Here is a 17,718-nt window from a genome sequence, read left to right as displayed (position 1 = left end):
CATGAGCGACGACGCCCCCACCACCGAGTCCGGCCGCGTCCCCAACAAGGGCAAGCTGGCCAAGGACCTCAACGAGGTCATCCGTTACACGCTGTGGTCCGTCTTCAAGCTGAAGGACGTGCTCCCGGAGGACCGCACCGGTTACGCCGACGAGGTCCAGGAGCTGTTCGACCAGCTCGCCGCGAAGGACGTCACGGTACGCGGCACGTACGACCTGTCGGGCCTGCGCGCCGACGCCGACCTCATGATCTGGTGGCACGCGGAGACCAGCGACCAGCTCCAGGAGGCGTACAACCTCTTCCGCCGCACCCGGCTGGGCCGCGCGCTCGCACCGGTGTGGTCGAACATGGCGCTGCACCGCCCCGCCGAGTTCAACCGCTCGCACATCCCGGCGTTCCTCGCCGACGAGACGCCCCGCGACTACGTCAGCGTGTACCCGTTCGTGCGCTCCTACGACTGGTACCTGCTGCCGGACGAGGACCGCCGCCGGATGCTCGCCGACCACGGCAAGATGGCCCGCGGCTTCCCCGACGTCCGCGCCAACACGGTCGCCTCGTTCTCACTGGGCGACTACGAGTGGATCCTGGCGTTCGAGGCCAACGAGCTCTACCGCATCGTCGACCTCATGCGTCACCTGCGTGCCTCCGAGGCCCGGATGCACGTCCGCGAGGAGGTCCCGTTCTACACCGGCCGCCGCAAGTCGGTCGCGGAACTTGTCGAGGGCCTGGCGTAACCCCTGCCTACCCGCGCCCCGCGAGGGGCGCGGGGCGCCCCCCGGCCGGCAGCGGGCCCGCCGTGGCCGCCCGGTCGGTGGACGGGGCGCTCGCCGACCGCGCGGAGGCGGGCTTCGGCTCCGGGCGTCCCGCGCAGGCCGCCCGCCCGTCGGGCGCCCGGCCCTCCAGCAGATACGCCTCCAGATACGCGTTGACGCACTTGTTGGGGCCGCCCGCGACACCGTGGCTCCCGGCGTCCCGCTCGGTCACCAGCACGGACCCCCACAGCCGCCGGTGCAGCGCGATCGCCCCCTCGTACGGCGCGGCCGCGTCCCGCTCCGCCGCGAGGATCAGCGTCGGCGGCAGCTCACCGGGCCCGGTGCGCACATCCAGGGGACGCTGCCGTGGCGCCGGCCAGTACGCGCACGGCAGGTTCGTCCACACGTTGTCCCATGTCTCGAAGGGCGCCGTCCGGGCGAGCCGGGTGTTGTCGCGGTCCCAGACCCGGAAGTCCGTCGGCCAGGGCCCGTCGTTGCACTCGACGGCCGTGTACACCGCGTTCGCGTTCTCCTGCTCGACGGCCGCCTCCGGGTACGGCCCGGCCAGCTGGATCAGCGGTTTCGCGTCGCCCCGCAGATACGCGGAGAGCGCGAGGGCGCGCTGCGGCCAGTAGTCGTCGTAGTACGCGGCCTGGAGGAAAGCGTCCTGCAACTGGGCCGGCCCCACCTTCCCGCCAGCCGGCCGCACGGCCAGACGGGCAGCGGCCCGCTCGTAGCCGCGCAGCACCTTCTGCGCGGTGTTCCCCAGCCCGTACACCTTGTGGTGCTTGGCGACCCACCGCCGGAAGTCCGCCCAGCGCCCCTCGAACGCCGCCGACTGGTCGAGGTTGTTGCGGTACCAGATCCGCTCGGGGTCCGGGTTCACCGCCGAGTCGAAGACCATCCGGCGTACCCGCGAGGGGAACAGCGTGGCGTACAGCGCCCCGAAGTAGGTGCCGTACGACGCCCCCATGAACGTCAGCCGGTGCTCGCCGAGCGCGGCGCGCAGCACGTCGAGGTCGCGGGCGTTGTTGAGCGAGTGGTAGTGCCGCAGGGCGCTCCCGGCCCGCTGCGCGCACCCGCGCGCGTACGCCTGCGCCCGCGCGATCCGCTGCTTCTTGTACGCGGCCGAGGGGTGCGTCGGCGCGGGGGAGGGGCCCTGGTGCAGCCGCTTCGGGTCCTGGCAGGACAGCGGCGCCGACCGCCCGACGCCGCGCGGCGCGTACCCGACGAGGTCGTAGGCCGCCGCGATCCGCTTCCACTGCGGCAGGATCCCGATGAGCGGGAAGTACATCCCGGAGCCGCCGGGCCCGCCGGGGTTGAACACCAGCGCCCCCTGCCGGGGGACCTTGCCCTTGCCCTTGGCCTCGACCCGGCTGACGGTGAGGGAGATCTGCCGGCCGAAGGGCCGGGCGTAGTCGAGCGGCACCTTGACCGTCCCGCACCGCAGCCCGTCCGGCAGCCCCTCCTTCGCCGGGCACTTCCCGAAGCGGATGCCCTCCTCCGCCGCCCGCCGGGCCGCGACCTCCACTCCCACGACCGCGGTCGTCCCGCCCGCCGCCGGCGCGGCGGCGACACCGCTCAGCAGCACCGCCCCGACCGTCCCGTAGAGCACGGCAGCTCGCATCGCGTATCCCTCCGAAGCACGACAGCAACAAAAGGGATGTTTCGTCTGGAAGGGGGTGATGTAAAGCACCGGCCGCCGGTGTCGTGGTCCGGGCGGAAGGGGGTCTAGTCCTCCTCCTCGCGTGGGCCCGTCGCCGCCGGGGGGAGGGAGTAGCGCTCGGAGGGGGAGGTCGTCGGGGAGGGGGTCACCGGGATCGGGGAGCCGGGGTCGTTCAGCGGGCCGGGCGGGGCCGGGGAGTTGGTGATGGGAGGGGGGCTCGCGGCAGCCGCGTCCCGGGCGATCGCGTCGTAGTCGACGAGCCCGGTGGCCTCCAGGACCTTGATGTGGTCGAGGACGGTGGTGTTGGCGTCGTCGGCGAGGTCGCGCACCAGCGAGTTGCGGGTGGTGGCGCGGACCTGGGCGACGACGGAGAACACCTTGCCGTGGGCCGTCCGCAGGATGTTCGCGAACTCCCGGTCGTACTGCTCGCCCCGTGCCGCGTCCAGTGTGCTGAGCCAGGCCTTCTGCTGGTCGTTCGGCTGGTTGGGCAGGGCCAGCCCGAGCCGGGCGGCGACATTGCGCACCCGGGCGTCGAGGAAGGTGTGCCCCTGGACGAGATGCTCGCCGGCCGTCCGTACGGCCTTGGTGGTGCCCTTCGTCTGGGCCTGCTGCCCGGCGGGCAGCTCCCACAGCCCCGCCAGCCGGACCTTGGTGATGAACTCCCGGTCCAGCCCGGACAGCGCGCCGTACCGCGTCGTCACCGTGGACGCGTTGAGCGTGTCCACGCCGGTGCCCGAGCGGTCGCTGTACGACCAGATCGGGAAGATCAGTGCCAGGAGCGTCGCCGTCAGCCCGGCGACGATGAGCCCTGTTCCATTGAGCAGTCCTCTGCTGCGTCGGTCGGATCGCATGGTGCCTCCTGCTCGCGGCACCGCACGCGTGCGTTTCGGGTGCGGATTGGCCTACGGAACGGCATGTTACTGCCCGGTCCGCACCAACTGCCGTACGAGGAGGAAGGGTTGAGGACGGTACAAATCACACCAGATGGGATGTGCGAGGTGATGGACAGGTCAGGTGAAAGCGGAGTGAATGGGACGTGAAACCTGTGTGCGGGACATGGGTGTGTTAATCGCGGCACACCGGGGGCGCGCGAGAGGCCGCCTCGCTTCCGGGAGCGGGGCGGCGCGAGGGCGCACGGCGGTCAACGGCGCAGCAGCACCCTGCGGGTCGCGCGGGCCAGCCGCGCCGTCGGGCGCCGGGACAGGGGTGCCGGACCGGAGCGCTCCAGCCACCACTCGCGCAGCGCACGCCGGGTGCCCGCGTCCTCGACCCGGTCGCCCAGCAGCAGATGCTCGGCGAAGGACAGGGCGTCGCGCCGGTAGCCGTCGGTCATCGGGTGGCCCTGCGCGTACGCCACGAACGCCGGCCGGTACGACGTGCCCAGGATCACCGGCAGTTCCGGCGCGACCTTGCCCACGACGTCCGCCCGCTTGGCCGCGAGTGCCCGGGACTGCACCCCGAGCCGCACCCGGTCGAACCCCTCGGGCACCGGTGTCCCCGCGACCAGTGCCGACAACAGCGCGGCCTGGGCCAGCCCGAGCCGCTGCCGGGCGACCTGCTCAGCCTCGCCACCGGGCGCCTCCTCGGCGGATGCGATCGGCTCGCCCGCCGTGGCGGACCCGGCCGTGGACTCGGCCGTGGACTCGGCCGTGGACTCGGCCGACGTGGCCGGTGCCGTGGCCGGCTCGTCCGACGCGGGCGCTCCGCCCTGGGCCCCGGCGGTCTTCAGCACCCCCCGGATCGCGTCCAGCTCGCGCTCCAGCTCGGTCGGCTCCGGGAAGTTCTCGTCGCGCTCCAGGAGGACACCCGGCGGGGCCACCCGCGAGGCGAGCTCGGCGAGGACGTCGAGGACCTGCTGGGGGACGGGGTGGGCGTGGCTGTCGTGCCAGACGCCGTCCCGCTCGAAACCGCCCGCGACATGGACGTACGCGATGGCCTCGACCGGCAGCTCGTCCAGTGCCTTCGCGGGGTCCTCGCCCCGGTTCACGTGGTTGGTGTGGAGGTTCGCCACGTCGATCAGGAGCCGGACCCCGGTGCGGTCGACGAGGTCGTACAGGAACTGCCCCTCCGTCATCTCCTCGCCCGGCCAGTTGATCAGCGCCGCGATGTTCTCCAGGGCCAGCGGCACCGGCAGCGCGTCCTGGGCGATCCGTACGTTCTCGCACAGCACGTCCAGTGCGTCCCGGGTACGCGGCACCGGCAGCAGATGCCCGGCCTCCAGCCGCGGCGACGCGGTGAGGGCGCCCCCCGCCCGGACGAACGCGATGTGCTCGGTGACGAGGGGCGCGCCCAGGGCCTCCGCGCGTTCGGCGAGGTTCCGCAGCCGCTCCTCGTCGGGGCGGTCGGCGCCGCCGAGGCCGAGCGAGACGCCGTGCGGCACGACCGTGACCCCCCGCTCGCGCAGCCGCAGCAGCGACTCGGGGATGTGGCCGGGGCAGACGTTCTCAGCGACGACCTCCACCCAGTCGACGCCGCCGGCCGACCCGGCCATGCGCTCGACGGCGTCCGCGATCTCCGGACGCCATCCGATTCCCGTACCCAGCTGCCTGATCCGCTCCATCGTCCCCTCCTCGGCCACGGCCGCACCCAGACCCTGTGTTCGTCTCCTCACGACGGACCTGTGTTCCGGCGTGACGGAGTCATGGCCCCGTCGCCCGGAGCCGAACCCCGAGAAGGGGACCTTCAGAGCAACATTTGAGCTTTCGGCGGCTACTGGATCGCCGGTTCGCCCTGGTCCTTGTTCAGCTCCTCCGGGTCCGGGCGACGGGTGTTGACGACGCCGGGCGTGGTCGGCGACGGGGTCGACTTCACATCGGGGTTGGTCGACGGCTCCGCGGCGGGCGCGGGCTGCACGATTTGCCCCGGCACCGGCGGCGGCGGGCCGGTCGGGCTCGCCGTACCGGTGACCGAGTTGTCGGCGATCTGAGCGAAGTCGATCTCCCCGGTCCCCTCCAGGATCGTGATGTGGTCGAGCACGGTCTGATTGGCGTCGGAGGCCAGCTGGCGGACCAGGGTGTTGCGGGTGCTGTTCCGCACGGTGGCGATGGCCGGGAAGATCTTGCCGTGCGCGGCCCGCAGCAGGTTCGCCCAGGTCTTGTTGTACTCGGCCTCGGTCTTGGCGGCGGTCATCTCGTCCAGCCAGCCCTGCTGCTGGGCGTTGGGCTGGTTCGGCAGCTCGACGCCCAGCTTCGCCGCGATGATCCGGGACCGCTTGTCCAGGTCCGTGTGGCCCTTGATCAGGTGGTCCGCGGCCTCCCTGACGGACTTGCTGCCGCTGCGCTCCAGGGCCTGCTGGCCGGCCGGCAGCTCCCACAGGCCCGCGAGCCGCACCCGGATGATGAGGTCACGGTCCATGGGGGTGAGCGGCCCCCACTGCGTGGTCACCGTGTCACCGGTGGGGACCGCCGCGGCGGCGGCCGCGTTGCGGTTGGGGTACGAGTAGAACACGGGGTAGGCGACCGCACTGACTGTGCCGACGATCGCCACGGCGACGAGGACAGAGCCCTTGGAGCGTCGCAAAGGTGCCTCCCGGAGGAAACCAACTGGTCGTTGGGGACTGAAGTGTTGCTGGGCGTGGAGTGGGGGTGGGGGCCGTCCGGACCCCACCGCTCGGCGGCGGGCCGACTGCCACGGGTACGTACGCAGTACGTACCGCGGGCGTCAGATCGTGCCGTTGGCGATGGCGTCGAAGTCGACCTGGCCGGTCTTCTCCAGCATCGTGATGTGGTCGAGCACGGTCTGGTTGGTGTCCGAGGCCAGCTGGCGCACCAGCGTGTTCTCGGTCATGTTCCGCACTGTGCCGATGGCCGGGAAGATCTTGCCGTGGGCCGAGCGCAGCAGATTCGCCCAGACGCGGTCGTACTGGTCGTCGGTGGCGTTGGACATCTGCTGCAGGAAGCCCTGCTGCTGGGCGTTCGGCTGGTTCGGCAGTTCGACGTTCAGCTGCTCCGCCACGGCCCGCACCCGCTGGTCGAGGTCCTTGTGACCCACGATCAGATGGTCCGCGGCCTCCTTGACGGCCGGGCTCTTCGACCGCTGCATCGCCTGCTCGGCGGCCGGCAGCTCCCACAGTCCCGCCAGCCGCACCCTGATGATCAGGTCACGGTCGGAGGCCGTCAGCGGCCCCCACTGGGTGTTGACCGTGCCCGCCGCCATGTTGGCCTGAGCAGTGCCCGAGCGGTCGGCGTAGGACCAGACGGGGAACGCAAGCGCTCCGACGGTGACGACGAGCGCCAGGCTGGCGATGACCGAGCCATTGATACGCCGCAAAATGAGCCTCCCGGGTAATGCCAACTGGTCGTTGGGGCAGTTGCTTGGCCAGTGCAGGGAGATACGTACGCGATCGTCATGCTGTTCAACGGACGTGCACAGTCACCGAAAAGCTTGGCGGCGGGGCCCCTCCGTCGGGGAGGGTCCGCTCACGGGGGCGGAGATCCACGGGCACGTCGAGTGCCGCGCGACGTTCGGCTTCGCCGACGACCCGACGACGAGTACCCCGGCTGGGAAGCCGCGCTCGACCTGGAATTCCTGTTGACCGGCGTGGGCCGGGTTTCAGCCGCGCAGGGCCGGATGGTCCGCGACCACCGTGCAGGAGCCCGGGGCGATCTCCGTGAAGCCCGCGTCGCGGACCAGGGGGAGCCCGGAGGTGGTGAGGCCGGGCCAGCGGGCGGGGTCGGCGGTGCGGACGGCGAGCGGGAACCCGGCCTCGCGCCAGGCGGTGCGGTCCTCGTCGGCGAGGTCCCACCAGGCGAGTTGGGCACCGTGCCCCGCCTGCGCCATGGCCTTGCCCGCCGACATCGCTACCTCGGGGTTCAGCCAGAGCACCGGGGTGGCGGGATCGGCGTCGACCGGCGGCTCCGGGTCGTCGAGGTCCGTGCCGGACACCTGCAGCCGGGCCAGCTCCTTGGGCCAGCCGTCCAGCGGTACGGGCGGGAAGACCCGCACCTCCGCCGACTTGCCCGTCACCGTGATCCCGGGCAACGCCTCGGCCCGCCGCCACTCCGCGCCGCGCGCCCGCCGCACCACTTTGCGGATCCGGGCGTCCTGCCAGCGCCGCATCGCCTCGGCCCACTCTCCCGCGCCGACCGACCGCTCGTCGCTCAGCATCACCAGCACGGCACGCGCGGCCGTCTCCAACGCGTCCGTGCGCGCCGGCGGCTCGGCCCGCTCGATCCGCACGACCAGCGGCAGCACGAACTGCGGCGCCTCGTCCCGAGCGGTCCGCTCGTCCCGGAAGGGACTGTCCTGCGACGCCGGGGCGTACGCCCGGGAGGCAGCCGGGTCGGTGCCCTGGCCCACTTCGGTGGCAGGAGGCGTGGCGGCATCCGGGGCGGGGGCGGGGGCGGAGGCCGCGGAAGAGGTGGGGATCGGGGCGGGGGTGGAGGCCGGTTCGCTGGTGGTCACGCCCCCAGTCTGCCAGCGGCCGCACCGCTCAGGCCGCCCGAGTAGGGGAGGGGGAACGGGGTGGGCGCAGCGGGGATGGGGCGGCGTGGTGAGCCGTACGGCCTGGAGAGGGAGGGGACGGCGCGGCGAGGCCCCGGCCGGCGTGGGGAGGGGGCGGCGCGGCAAGGCGTGCGGCCTGTGTAGGGACAGGGGTGGCGTGGTGAGGCCCAAGGCCTGCGTGGGGAGGGGGCGGCGTGGTGAGGCGTGCGGTCTGCGGGGGTGGCCGTGCGGCGCCCGGTACTCGGGGCGACGGGGCGCCGCGCCGGGCGATCCCTGGCGTCCCTGGCCGGGAAGATCGGGTCTTCGCCCTCTCGACCGGACACGTGTACGAGGATGGTCCGCATGGAACGTGAGTCACCGCTGAGCCCCGAGGGCGCGGACCCCCTGCTGAGCCTGGAGGGTGTGGGGCGCCGTTACGGGTTCCGCGGCCCCTGGGTCCTGCGCGGCGTCGACCTGGCCGTCACCCCCGGCGCACTGATCCGGGTGGAGGGCGCGAACGGCACCGGCAAGTCGACGCTGCTCCGCGTCCTCGCCGGGATCGACGCGCCGACCGAGGGCCGGATCGTGGGCCGCCCGCGCACGGCGTACGTCCCCGAACGCTTCCCCGCGGCCCTGCCGTTCACGGCCGCCGAGTACCTCACGCACCTCGGTGCCGTGCACGGTCTGGACCGTCCGGCCGCCGTCGTCGCCGCCGACGAGTGGCTGGAGCGCTTCGGCGCCGCCGAGTACGCCCGTACGCCGATGGCCCAGCTCTCCAAGGGCAGCAGCCAGAAGGTCGCGGTCGCCCAGGCCCTGCTCGCCGACCCGGAGTTGCTCGTCCTGGACGAGGCGTGGACCGGCCTGGACGCCGAGGCCCGCGAGGAGTTGGAGCGCGTGGTCGTCGAACGCACGGCCGCCGGGTCCGCCGTGGTGTTCGTCGACCACGACCCGCGGCGTCTGGCCGGGGTGCCGGACGCGACGTACGCGGTGGTCGGGGGCGCCCTGGAACTCGGCGCGGGCAAGGGAACGGGGGCACCGGCGGCGGCTGTCACCGGCCCGTGCGTGCTCGTCGAGGCGCGGGGGCGAAGGGGCACGCGGGTGCCCCCGGAGGCAGGGGAGTTGGCGATCGCGGTCGAGGAAACCGGGTCCGGAGCGCATCGGTTCACCGTCCCCGAGCCTCAGTCGGACGCCCTGTTGCGGGCGTTACTGGGGGCCCGGCCGCCCTGGCACGTGGTGAGCGTGGGACAGGCGGACGATCCGGACCTGGACGACGCGTTGGCCGCGCTGGAAGTGGAGAGCTCCTGATGACCGCCCTGCTCCGTTACCAGGCCGCCCTCCTCGTCCGCTCCCAGCGCTGGCTGCCGCCGGTCATCCTCTACGCCGCGTTCCTCGGCGTCGGCGTGCAGAGCGGGCAGCCGGTGCTCGACTCGCTCGGCTACACGGCGGCCGCGCTCCTGCCGGTCGCCGCCTGGCTGGTGCGGATCTGCGCGACCAACGAGCCGCCCGCCGCCCGCAGTTGCACGGGCGCGGCGGCCGGACCGGGCCGCGCCCACCTGGCCTGCGTCCTGGTCGCGCTCGCGGCGGCCGGTGTGCTCGGCACGGCGGCCACGGTGATCGTCACGATCATCAGCGCCCCCACCAGCACGGCCCACGACATCCGTGTCGAACCGCTCCCCGCCGGTGCCGCCGGCCTCCTCGCGGCCCTCGCCTGCGCGCTCCTCGGCACGGCCGTCGGCGCCCTCACGAACTGGCCCCTGCTCCGGTCACCCGGCCGGGCCGTCCCGGCCCTGCTACTCGGCGCGCTCCTGGCGCTCGTGGTCGTGGGCTCCCCGGCGAGGGCGGCGATCACGGCCCTGGTCGACGGCTCCCAGCGCGGCACGATCCCGGTCCCCGCCCTGCCCGTCCTCGCGGCGGCCCTGTGCGCGGCGGCCGCGACGGCACTGGCGTGCGCGCTGACGACACGGAGGGCGTGAGAGGTCGGTCGACGGCCACGTATGTCGACGGCCACGTATACGGACTGCGTAGTTTCACTGACGCGCCCGGTGTCCACTCCGCGCAGAGTTGACCCGCCATCGCATCGACGAACCAGGGAGCGATATGCGTGCGGGTGCCCGTGTCCTCGCGATCACCGTCCTGTCCGCCGCCACCGCGGCGCTGCTGCTCACCGGCTGCGGCTCGACTCCGGAGGAAGACCTGGCGGACTGGTGGAGCTCAGGAGGGGAGACCCGGGTGCAGAACCTCCTCGACGACGTGTCCAGCGTCAACCAGGCGAGGACGACGCCGAGCGCCGTCCTGGGGGATGCCTGCCGGAAGCTGCGGACCCACGTCACCGAAGCCGACGAATACGACCCCATCCCGGACGAGGACATCCAGGAGTTCTGGGCGGACGCCCTCGCGAGCTTCAGGCGCGGAGCCCCGGACTGCATCGCCGGAGCGGACAAGCAGGACGATGTTCTGGCCACTCAGGGCGTCTCGGAGATCACGGGCGACGGACTGCGGAACCTGGGCAGCACGGCCTCCCTGCTCAGGAGATCGACGAAGGACCAGTGACACGGGCGTGCGGGGGCCTAGAGTCGCCGCATGCGGCGAAGGACAGGACTGGCCATGGCTGGGGTCGCAGCCCTGGCCTGGGGCGAGTGGTTGAACTGGCGCTGGTCTCGCACACTCGTGAAGACCGGCGGGGGCGGTCCGGAGGCCGTGGTGGTGTTGGGATACCGCAATCCCCGGGCGACGGCGAACCTGATCAACCGATGGCGGGTCCGTGCGGGAATCCGCTCCGTCGCCGCCGACGGTACGCAGGAGACCTGCCTGATCTTCAGCGGTGGCCCGACCGGCACCGGCACCACGGAGGCCCAACTGATGGCCGACTACGCGAAGTCGGTGCTCGGGTACGACGGCACGGTGCTCCTGGAGGACCGGTCCAGGACGACGTGGGAGAACATCACGAACGTCGTCCCCCTGCTCGAAGGCGTGGACCGCATCAAGATCGCCTCCCAGCCGGCGCACGCGCTCAAGGCCCGCGCGTACCTGCGGCGGCAGCGCCCCGATCTCGCGGAGCGACTGGTGCGCGCCGACGACTACCGCCCCGGCGAGTGGATCGTCGTCAAACCGCTGCTGGCCCTGTACGGACTGTGGACACTCCGCCGTCTCACGGCCGGCGAACGGAAGGGCTCGCCGTAGGCGTTCAGCCGGAACAAGCCGTGCGCTCGGCCTCGCGCCACTCGCACACGGGGCACAAGGTGATCCCCTTGTACGAATCGGGATACTCGGTCGGTTCCTGGCACAGGACGCAGTCGGCGAAGGGCGGACCGGCGGCGAGGGGAGCCTGCCCCGCCATCTCCGTGGCCGACGCGGGGGTGGCGGCCGGATCCACACCCGCACCCGTGGTCGTCATCTCGGCGCCGCAGTAGTCGCTCATGTGTCCAGCGTAGGACGTCGGAGAGGCAAAGCCCCGCGAGGCGGCGGGAGGTGGCAGGCGGCCTGGTGCGGGTCCCCCCCGCAAGGCTCACGACGTGGTGGCGGCCGCCGCCCCGACCAGTTCCGACACCTTCACCAGCCGGAATCCGCGCTCCCGCAGCGCGGGCACGATCATCCGCACCGCCTGCTCCGTCACGGGCGCGGCGCTCCTCACACAGTGCATGACGACGACGGATCCGGGCCGCACGCGCTCCAGCACATCGCGGGCGACCACCGCCGGATCCGTGGCGGCGGTGTCCCCGCCGGCGACGTCCCACTGCACGGCCGTGACCCCGGACGAGCTGAGCGCGCGAAGGGCACGGCGGTCGTAACAGCCGCCCGGGAAGCGGAAGTACGGCATCGGGTCCGCCACCCCGGCCTCGCGGAACGCGGTGTAGGCCCGCTCCACGTCGGCCGCGATACGGCCCGTGTCGAGGGCGGGCAGGCCCTGGCAGTCGGCGGTGAAGGCCTGGTGACCGTACGAGTGGTTCGCCACCTCGAAGAGCGGGTCCTGCCCGATCGAGCGGGCCTGGATCGGGTACTCCTCGGCCCATCGCCCCGTCATGAACACGGTCGCCGGCACCTCCAGCCGGCGGAGCGTGGCGATGAGCCGCGGATTGTCGAACCGCTCGCCCTCGGCGGCCCGAGCCCCCTGCTCCTCGGTCATGTCCGCGTCGAAGGTGAGCGCGACCGTCTTCTCGCCCCGGTTCCGGGGCCCGTGCTCGAACACCGGAGCGAGGCCGGCCGGCCCGGGAGCGAGTGTGGGCGGCCGGGACGCCACGACCGGGCGCTGAGCCGCCCCCGTGGCCGTGGCGGTGACCACTCGGGACGAGGCCCGCGGCCCACCGCAGGCGGTCAGGGCGACCCCGAGCGCCCCGAGTGCACACAGCACCCTGACACTTCGCACAGGAACGATCACGACACGAACGTAAACGCCCCGCACTCCCCGCTCATCCGATCACCCGCTCATCCACCCGGAATCCGCCTCCGAAGTCACCCGGCCGGCCGAGCGGAGAGGAGCCTGGGTGCGGGAACCCGGGATGGTCGACCGGTCGGGGAGCGCGTGTCCCGTGCCGTTCGACGGTCGACCTGAGGTCGTGTCGAGGGCGTCGGGGGCGGTCGGGCGGTAGCCGATGCCTCGTACGGGGCTGATCGGGTGCGGCGGGTGTTGGCCAGTGCGCGGCGCAAGGTGCAGATGTGGGACTCGACCACGGGGGAGCCGGCACGTGCGCACCGGGCCGGTGGCGGGGGACCGGCAGTCCGCAGGAGCGAGGCCCGAGGTGCGGCGTCCGGTCATCAACACCCATACGAGTCAAGCGAGTTTGGCCGGGCGGCAGCCCTACGGCTCCCGGCGCAGGGCGCGGGCCAGGAGCAGGGGGTCCCAGGAGGTGCCGAACGAGCGGAGCGCCTGCGACGGGGTGCGGATTCGGGCCACGGATGTGCGAGAGGAGGGGCGGACGCCCGCAGGTGCCCGCCCCCCTTCCGCCCAGTCGGGTCGGGGGCGACCCGTCATCTCACGTACGGCGCCACGGCCCGGTCACCGCGAACGTCGTGCCCGGCGTGTAGCAGTTGACGTACATCGTGCGCCCGTCGGGGGAGAACGTGACGCCCGCGAACTCGCCCCACTCGGGTTCCGTGGGGGTGCCGATGTTCTGGGCGTTGCGGGCCATGGCGTAGACGTCGCCGTGGCGGGTGACGCCGTACACGTGCTGGGTGCCGTTGCCGTCCTCGCAGACCATGAGGCCGCCGCTGGGCGCCAGGCAGATGTTGTCGGGGGACTCGCCGGGCAGCTGGATGTCGGTGTCGGGGCCGAAGACGATCACCAGGGTGAGGGTGCGGTGGTCGGGGTCGTAGCGCCAGATCTGGCCGTAGTGGTCGGCCGCCGAGCCGTCCGCGCTGCGGGCGAAGGACGAGACGAAGTAGACGCAGCGGCCGCCCCAGTAGCAGCCCTCCAGCTTCTGGGCGTGGGTGATGCCCTGGGGGCCGAAGTCCTGGTGGCGGATGGCCGTCGTGGTGGCCAGGGGGTCCGGGACGTCCACCCATTCGATCTTCTCGAAGCAGGAGCCCGTCTCCTGGATGGAGGACAGGTCGGGGACCCCCGGTACCCGCATCGCCTGAAGACGGCCGCCCGCGCGCAGGGAGCCCAGGCCGCCCTTCGGCCGGTCGGGGAGGAAGCGGTAGAAGAGGCCGAAGGGCCGTTGGAAGGCGTCCTCCGTCTCGTAGACGACGCCGCGCCTCGGGTCGACGGCGATCGCCTCGTGCTGGAAGCGGCCCATCGCCGTGAGCGGGACGGCGCCGGAGCGGTGCGGGTCGGCCGGGTCGACCTCGAAGATGAAGCCGTGGTCCTTGGTGTAGCCGTTGGTGCCGGCCTTGTCCTCGGTCTCCTCGCAGGTCAGCCAGGTGCCCCAAGGGGTGGGGCCACCCGCGCAGTTGACGGCGGTGCCGGCGATGGCGACGCGTTCGGCCAGGACGTCGCCGCGGGCGTCCAGCGTCAGCGCCGTACAGCCGCCCTTTCCGGCCGGGTCGTAGGTGAGGCCCTCGACCGTGGGGACGGGGATACGGCCGGTGACGCGGTTCTCGTGGTTGCGGACCAGATGCACGCGGCCGTGTCTGCCGGCGAAGGCGGACATGCCGTCGTGGTTGCTGGGGACGCGGCCCTCACTGGAGCGGAGCTGGTCGCCCTCGCGGGAGAGGACCCGATAGCGGAAACCTTTCGGCAGGTCGAGCAGGCCGTTCGGGTCGGGGATCAGCGGGCCGTAGCCGGTGTGGCCGAGGTCGCTCTGCGCGGCCGCTGTGCCCGCGAAGAGTTCGGACAGGGCTCCGGTGAACGCGATGCCCGCTCCCAGGGCACCGGTACGGGCGAGGGCCTGACGTCGAGTCACTGACACGGGACAACCTTCCTGTTGGCGGACAGGATGTGACCCGCCTGTGTGTATCACGGGGGTACGGCCGCGTGAACCACGCGCGTAGAAGGTGTTCCGTAGGTATCACTCGGTCGGCGTGGGGTTATCGGGTGTGACGGGTGGGAAGTGGGGGGCGACCGGTGGGGCGTCCGGAGTCCGGTGGGGCGGAAGCCCGGCAGCCTGTCCGGGCGGGTCGGGGAGCTCGGGAGGAGCAGCCGATCCATCCGAGTCCGTGAGCTCGGGAGGTGTGCCCGATGCGGGGGAGTCCGGGAGCTCGGCGGGGGTGGTCGGTCTGGTCGGGTCCTTGACCGGGGTGGCCGGGTCCGGGCGGGGCCGGGGCTCGGGCGCGGTCTCCTGTTCCGATCGGCCGCGTTCCAGGAAGCGCAGGAGTTCCACCGGGATGGGGAGGACCAGGGTCGAGTTCTTCTCCGCGGCCACCGCCATCACCGTCTGGAGCAGGCGCAGCTGGAGCGCGGAGGGCGCCTCGGCCATCTGCTGCGCCGCTTCCGCCAGCTTCTTGGACGCCTGAAGCTCGGCGTCCGCGTTGATGATGCGGGCCCGGCGCTCACGGTCCGCCTCGGCCTGGCGGGCCATGGAGCGCTTCATCGTGTCGGGGAGGGACACGTCCTTGATCTCCACACGGTCGATGGTGACGCCCCACTCCACGGCCGGGCTGTCGATCATCAGCTCCAGCCCCTGGTTCAGCTTCTCGCGGTTGGAGAGGAGGTCGTCGAGGTCGCTCTTGCCGATGATCGAGCGCAGGGAGGTCTGCGCCATCTGGGAGACGGCGAAACGGTAGTCCTCGACCTGCACGACCGCGCCGGCCGGGTCGACGACCTTGAAGTACACGACCGCGTCCACGCGGACCGTCACGTTGTCGCGGGTGATGCCCTCCTGGGCGGGCACCGGCATCGTCACGATCTGCATGTTCACCTTGCGAATACGGTCGACGACGGGGACGACCATGGTGAAACCGGGCGGTCTGGGCGTGCCGAGCAGACGGCCGAGGCGGAAGACGACGCCACGTTCGTACTGCTTGATGACGCGGGCCGCCGCCGCGACATAGACGGCGCCGCCGGCGGCGAGGGCCGCGGCTGCCGCGATGAGTGCTTCGCCCATGACGACCGCCCCTTTGAGTCGACCGTGACGACCGCCCCCGGCCTCTCTCGGTCGTCGTGCATCCGCGGAGTCGTCGCGTATCCACGCGAATACCACGATATGCCTCGGGCGAGGGCTGGGGCGACTGTCGTTCGCCGGGGGCCGAACACGGGTGGCGCCCCGGTCGCGGGGACCGGGGCGCCGGGGCGGGGACGGCACAGGAGGGCCGCCTGCCGCCCGGTGGGGCCGTGCGGTGTCAGCGGGTCGCCGAGGTGACCTTCTCCGGCTCCGGGCCCGTCATCCTCACCGGCTCGGTGCCGGTCGCGCTGTGACGTTCCGCCCAGTTCTCCAGGGCGGTGCGGCACGCGTGGTCGAGGTGGTGCAGACCCGAGAGGTGAAGCTCGACGGGACGGTCCTGGGGCAGGGACTCCAGGCTGTCGAGGATCTTCGGCAGGCGCAGGAAGGTGGCGTTGCCGGAGAGATAGGCCTGCACGGGGCCGGCGCCCTTGTCGATGACCTCCAGCTTGATGTGCGAGGCCTCCCAGGCCGTCTTGACGACCGCGAGGGCCAGGCCGATCAGCACGCCCTCGAACATGTTCACCGCGACGATCGACACGGCGGTCGTCACCAGGATCAGCGCCTCGCCCCGGTGGCCGCGCCACAGCGAGACGACCGCGCGGAACGGGATCAGCTTCCAGCCCGCGTGGACGAGGATGCCGGCCAGGGCCGGCAGCGGTATCAGGGCAAGGGCCCCCGGCAGCAGCGCGGCGAACAGCAGCAGCCAGACGCCGTGCAGGACACGGGACGCCTTGGTCCTCGCACCCGCGTGCACATTGGCGGAGCTGCGCACGATGACCGCCGTCATCGGCAGCGCGCCCAGCAGACCGCACACCGTGTTGCCGGCGCCCTGGGCCATCAGCTCCTTGTCGTACTCGGTGCGCGGCCCGTCGTGCAGCCGGTCCACCGCCGCCGCACTGAACAGGCTCTCGGCGGACGCGATGAGCGTGAAGGCGAGGATCGTGCCGATCAGCGCCACATCGGCCAGCCCGCCGAAGGCGTCGAGTCCGGGCGGCTGGACGGAGTCCAGCAGGCCCTTCACCTCGACCTTGGCGACCGGCAGGCCGAAGGCGAGGGTCGCGACGGTGGCCAGGACGACCGCGGCGAGCGCGCCGGGCACGACCTGGACCTTCTTCGGCAGCCGCTTCCACAGCACCATCACGGCGACCGTGCCCGCGCCGAGCGCGAGGGAGGCGAGCGCCGTGGTGCTCCCCACGGCCTCGACGAAGGCGCCGGGCAGCCCCGCGATCTTGTCGAGCCCGGAGGCCGGGGCCTTCAGGCCTGCCGCCGCGTACAGCTGGCCGGCGATGATCACGAGCCCGATTCCGGCCAGCATGCCCTCGACGACGGACACGGATATCGCGCGGAACCAGCGGCCCAGTTTCAGCGCGCCCATGGCGAGCTGGAGCAGACCGGCGGCGAGCACGATCACGCCGAGCGCGGGGAGGCCGAACTGGCGCACCGCCTCGAAGACCAGCACGGTCAGCCCGGCCGCCGGGCCGGAGACCTGCAGACTGCTGCCGGGCATCAGACCGGCGACGATGCCGCCCACGATGCCGGTGATCAGGCCGAGTTCGGCCGGCACCCCGGAGGCGACGGCCACGCCCACGCACAGCGGCAGGGCGACCAGGAAGACGACCAGCGAGGCGCCGAAGTCCTGGCGTATGTAGGGGAACTTGGAGGTGGGGGAGGTCGGGGAGTTCATCGAGGACACCGGCCCGCCGCTCAGAGGGTCTCGAACGTGTCGGTGTCCGCGCGGTGTTCGCGCACGGCTCCGGTGTGGACCTCGTAGTACCAGCCGCGCAGCCGCAGTCGGCCGTCGGCGAGGCGCTTCTCCACACAGGGGTAGGAGCGCAGCCGCAGGAGCTGGCTGAGGACGTGGTTCTGCACGCCGTCGGCGACCGTGGGGTCCTCGACCGTGCCCTGCGGGCGCGGGGTGGCGTGGGTGAGCCAGTCGCGTACGGCGGGGACGGCGTCGAGGTCGTCGCCGCGCACCAGCGCGCCGACGGCGCCGCAGTGCGAGTGGCCGCAGACCACGATGTCGCTGACGCCGAGCACTTCCACGGCGTACTCGATGGTGGCCGTCTCACCGGTGGGGCGGTCCGGCGTGTACGGGGGGACGATGTTGCCGGCGGTCCGCAGTTCGAAGAGCTCGCCGGGGCGGGCGCCCGTGATCAGGGCCGGGACGACCCGCGAGTCGGAGCAGGTGATGAACAGGACCTCGGGGGACTGGCCCTCGGCCAGCCTGGCGAACTCCTCAGGGCGCTGTCCGAAGGTACGGGCGTTGTCGATGAGGGGCTGCATGATGTGGTGACTCCTCCTGGCGCGCCACGGCGGCGCGTCGGGCTTGCACGACAGAGGTGGGG

General features: G+C 72.5%; 17 protein-coding genes. 5 read left to right on the top strand and 12 right to left on the bottom strand.

The window, feature by feature from the left end; all coding sequences use genetic code 11:
- Position 1 precedes the first annotated feature (1 nt).
- On the top strand, positions 2 to 733 hold the full coding sequence (hemQ, locus tag M8J73_RS01205) for a hydrogen peroxide-dependent heme synthase (protein WP_055541646.1): 732 nt from the start codon (positions 2 to 4) through the stop codon (positions 731 to 733).
- Positions 734 to 740: 7 nt separating this feature from the next.
- Here the strand turns inward: hemQ and M8J73_RS01200 are convergent, their stop codons facing one another.
- The 6 genes from M8J73_RS01200 to M8J73_RS01175 all read right to left on the bottom strand — a co-directional run bounded on the left by M8J73_RS01200 (position 741) and on the right by M8J73_RS01175 (position 7,715).
- Positions 741 to 2,378, bottom strand: a complete 1,638-nt coding sequence (locus M8J73_RS01200; protein WP_249828119.1) for an alpha/beta hydrolase — start codon at positions 2,376 to 2,378, stop codon at positions 741 to 743.
- A gap of 104 nt (positions 2,379 to 2,482) precedes the next feature.
- A complete protein-coding gene (locus tag M8J73_RS01195; RefSeq protein WP_249828118.1) occupies positions 2,483 to 3,268 on the bottom strand; it encodes a DUF4142 domain-containing protein in 786 nt (261 codons plus the stop codon).
- Between the two features lie 290 nt (positions 3,269 to 3,558).
- Positions 3,559 to 4,977: an MbnB/TglH/ChrH family RiPP precursor modification enzyme gene (locus tag M8J73_RS01190; protein ID WP_055539457.1), complete on the bottom strand. Its 1,419-nt coding sequence runs from the start codon at positions 4,975 to 4,977 to the stop codon at positions 3,559 to 3,561.
- 149 nt (positions 4,978 to 5,126) lie between these two features.
- Entirely contained in the window at positions 5,127 to 5,936 is an 810-nt protein-coding gene (locus M8J73_RS01185; RefSeq protein WP_055539455.1) for a DUF4142 domain-containing protein, read from the bottom strand.
- 141 nt (positions 5,937 to 6,077) lie between these two features.
- Complete coding sequence (locus M8J73_RS01180) at positions 6,078 to 6,686, bottom strand: DUF4142 domain-containing protein (protein WP_055713434.1); 609 nt, start codon at positions 6,684 to 6,686, stop codon at positions 6,078 to 6,080.
- Between the two features lie 282 nt (positions 6,687 to 6,968).
- Positions 6,969 to 7,715, bottom strand: a complete 747-nt coding sequence (locus M8J73_RS01175; RefSeq protein WP_249828163.1) for a peptidyl-tRNA hydrolase — start codon at positions 7,713 to 7,715, stop codon at positions 6,969 to 6,971.
- A gap of 486 nt (positions 7,716 to 8,201) precedes the next feature.
- On the opposite strand from M8J73_RS01175, the gene M8J73_RS01170 reads away from it, so the two are divergent.
- From M8J73_RS01170 to M8J73_RS01155, 4 genes are all read left to right on the top strand, one after another.
- Positions 8,202 to 9,143, top strand: coding sequence for an ABC transporter ATP-binding protein (locus tag M8J73_RS01170; protein WP_055543143.1), 942 nt, complete (start codon positions 8,202 to 8,204; stop codon positions 9,141 to 9,143).
- Positions 9,143 to 9,811 (top strand): hypothetical protein, encoded by a 669-nt coding sequence (locus tag M8J73_RS01165; RefSeq protein WP_055543144.1) that lies wholly within the window; start codon positions 9,143 to 9,145, stop codon positions 9,809 to 9,811. Before M8J73_RS01170 ends, M8J73_RS01165 begins: the two co-directional genes overlap by 1 nt.
- A 124-nt stretch (positions 9,812 to 9,935) precedes the next feature.
- A complete protein-coding gene (locus M8J73_RS01160; protein WP_055543145.1) occupies positions 9,936 to 10,388 on the top strand; it encodes a hypothetical protein in 453 nt (150 codons plus the stop codon).
- A gap of 30 nt (positions 10,389 to 10,418) precedes the next feature.
- Positions 10,419 to 11,018 (top strand): YdcF family protein, encoded by a 600-nt coding sequence (locus tag M8J73_RS01155; RefSeq protein ID WP_055543146.1) that lies wholly within the window; start codon positions 10,419 to 10,421, stop codon positions 11,016 to 11,018.
- A gap of 4 nt (positions 11,019 to 11,022) precedes the next feature.
- Here the strand turns inward: M8J73_RS01155 and M8J73_RS01150 are convergent, their stop codons facing one another.
- The 6 genes from M8J73_RS01150 to M8J73_RS01125 form a co-directional block, all read right to left on the bottom strand.
- Positions 11,023 to 11,256: a hypothetical protein gene (locus tag M8J73_RS01150; protein WP_055543147.1), complete on the bottom strand. Its 234-nt coding sequence runs from the start codon at positions 11,254 to 11,256 to the stop codon at positions 11,023 to 11,025.
- 87 nt (positions 11,257 to 11,343) lie between these two features.
- Entirely contained in the window at positions 11,344 to 12,213 is an 870-nt protein-coding gene (locus M8J73_RS01145) for a polysaccharide deacetylase family protein (protein ID WP_055543148.1), read from the bottom strand.
- A 595-nt stretch (positions 12,214 to 12,808) separates the two neighbouring features.
- A complete protein-coding gene (locus tag M8J73_RS01140) occupies positions 12,809 to 14,176 on the bottom strand; it encodes a PhoX family protein (protein WP_055543149.1) in 1,368 nt (455 codons plus the stop codon).
- Positions 14,177 to 14,281: 105 nt separating this feature from the next.
- A complete protein-coding gene (locus M8J73_RS01135) occupies positions 14,282 to 15,316 on the bottom strand; it encodes a slipin family protein (RefSeq protein ID WP_249828117.1) in 1,035 nt (344 codons plus the stop codon).
- Positions 15,317 to 15,551: 235 nt separating this feature from the next.
- A complete protein-coding gene (locus tag M8J73_RS01130) occupies positions 15,552 to 17,057 on the bottom strand; it encodes a SulP family inorganic anion transporter (protein ID WP_249828116.1) in 1,506 nt (501 codons plus the stop codon).
- A gap of 20 nt (positions 17,058 to 17,077) precedes the next feature.
- Positions 17,078 to 17,656: a carbonic anhydrase gene (locus tag M8J73_RS01125; protein ID WP_055538680.1), complete on the bottom strand. Its 579-nt coding sequence runs from the start codon at positions 17,654 to 17,656 to the stop codon at positions 17,078 to 17,080.
- Positions 17,657 to 17,718: the final 62 nt, after the last annotated feature.

This window comes from Streptomyces neyagawaensis (assembly GCF_023516595.1).
GTDB lineage: Bacteria > Actinomycetota > Actinomycetes > Streptomycetales > Streptomycetaceae > Streptomyces > Streptomyces neyagawaensis.
This window is presented reverse-complemented; position numbering and strand designations above follow the sequence as displayed.

Bases quoted from the DNA above. Each gene is read 5' to 3' on its own strand.
- hemQ (WP_055541646.1), top strand. From the start codon at position 2: ATGAGCGACGACGCCCCCACCACCGAGTCCGGCCGCGTCCCCAACAAG.
- M8J73_RS01200 (WP_249828119.1), bottom strand. From the start codon at position 2,378: ATGCGAGCTGCCGTGCTCTACGGGACGGTCGGGGCGGTGCTGCTGAGC.
- M8J73_RS01195 (WP_249828118.1), bottom strand. From the start codon at position 3,268: ATGCGATCCGACCGACGCAGCAGAGGACTGCTCAATGGAACAGGGCTC.
- M8J73_RS01190 (WP_055539457.1), bottom strand. From the start codon at position 4,977: ATGGAGCGGATCAGGCAGCTGGGTACGGGAATCGGATGGCGTCCGGAG.
- M8J73_RS01170 (WP_055543143.1), top strand. From the start codon at position 8,202: ATGGAACGTGAGTCACCGCTGAGCCCCGAGGGCGCGGACCCCCTGCTG.
- M8J73_RS01165 (WP_055543144.1), top strand. From the start codon at position 9,143: ATGACCGCCCTGCTCCGTTACCAGGCCGCCCTCCTCGTCCGCTCCCAG.
- M8J73_RS01160 (WP_055543145.1), top strand. From the start codon at position 9,936: ATGCGTGCGGGTGCCCGTGTCCTCGCGATCACCGTCCTGTCCGCCGCC.
- M8J73_RS01155 (WP_055543146.1), top strand. From the start codon at position 10,419: ATGCGGCGAAGGACAGGACTGGCCATGGCTGGGGTCGCAGCCCTGGCC.
- M8J73_RS01150 (WP_055543147.1), bottom strand. From the start codon at position 11,256: ATGAGCGACTACTGCGGCGCCGAGATGACGACCACGGGTGCGGGTGTG.
- M8J73_RS01135 (WP_249828117.1), bottom strand. From the start codon at position 15,316: ATGGGCGAAGCACTCATCGCGGCAGCCGCGGCCCTCGCCGCCGGCGGC.
- M8J73_RS01130 (WP_249828116.1), bottom strand. From the start codon at position 17,057: ATGAACTCCCCGACCTCCCCCACCTCCAAGTTCCCCTACATACGCCAG.
- M8J73_RS01125 (WP_055538680.1), bottom strand. From the start codon at position 17,656: ATGCAGCCCCTCATCGACAACGCCCGTACCTTCGGACAGCGCCCTGAG.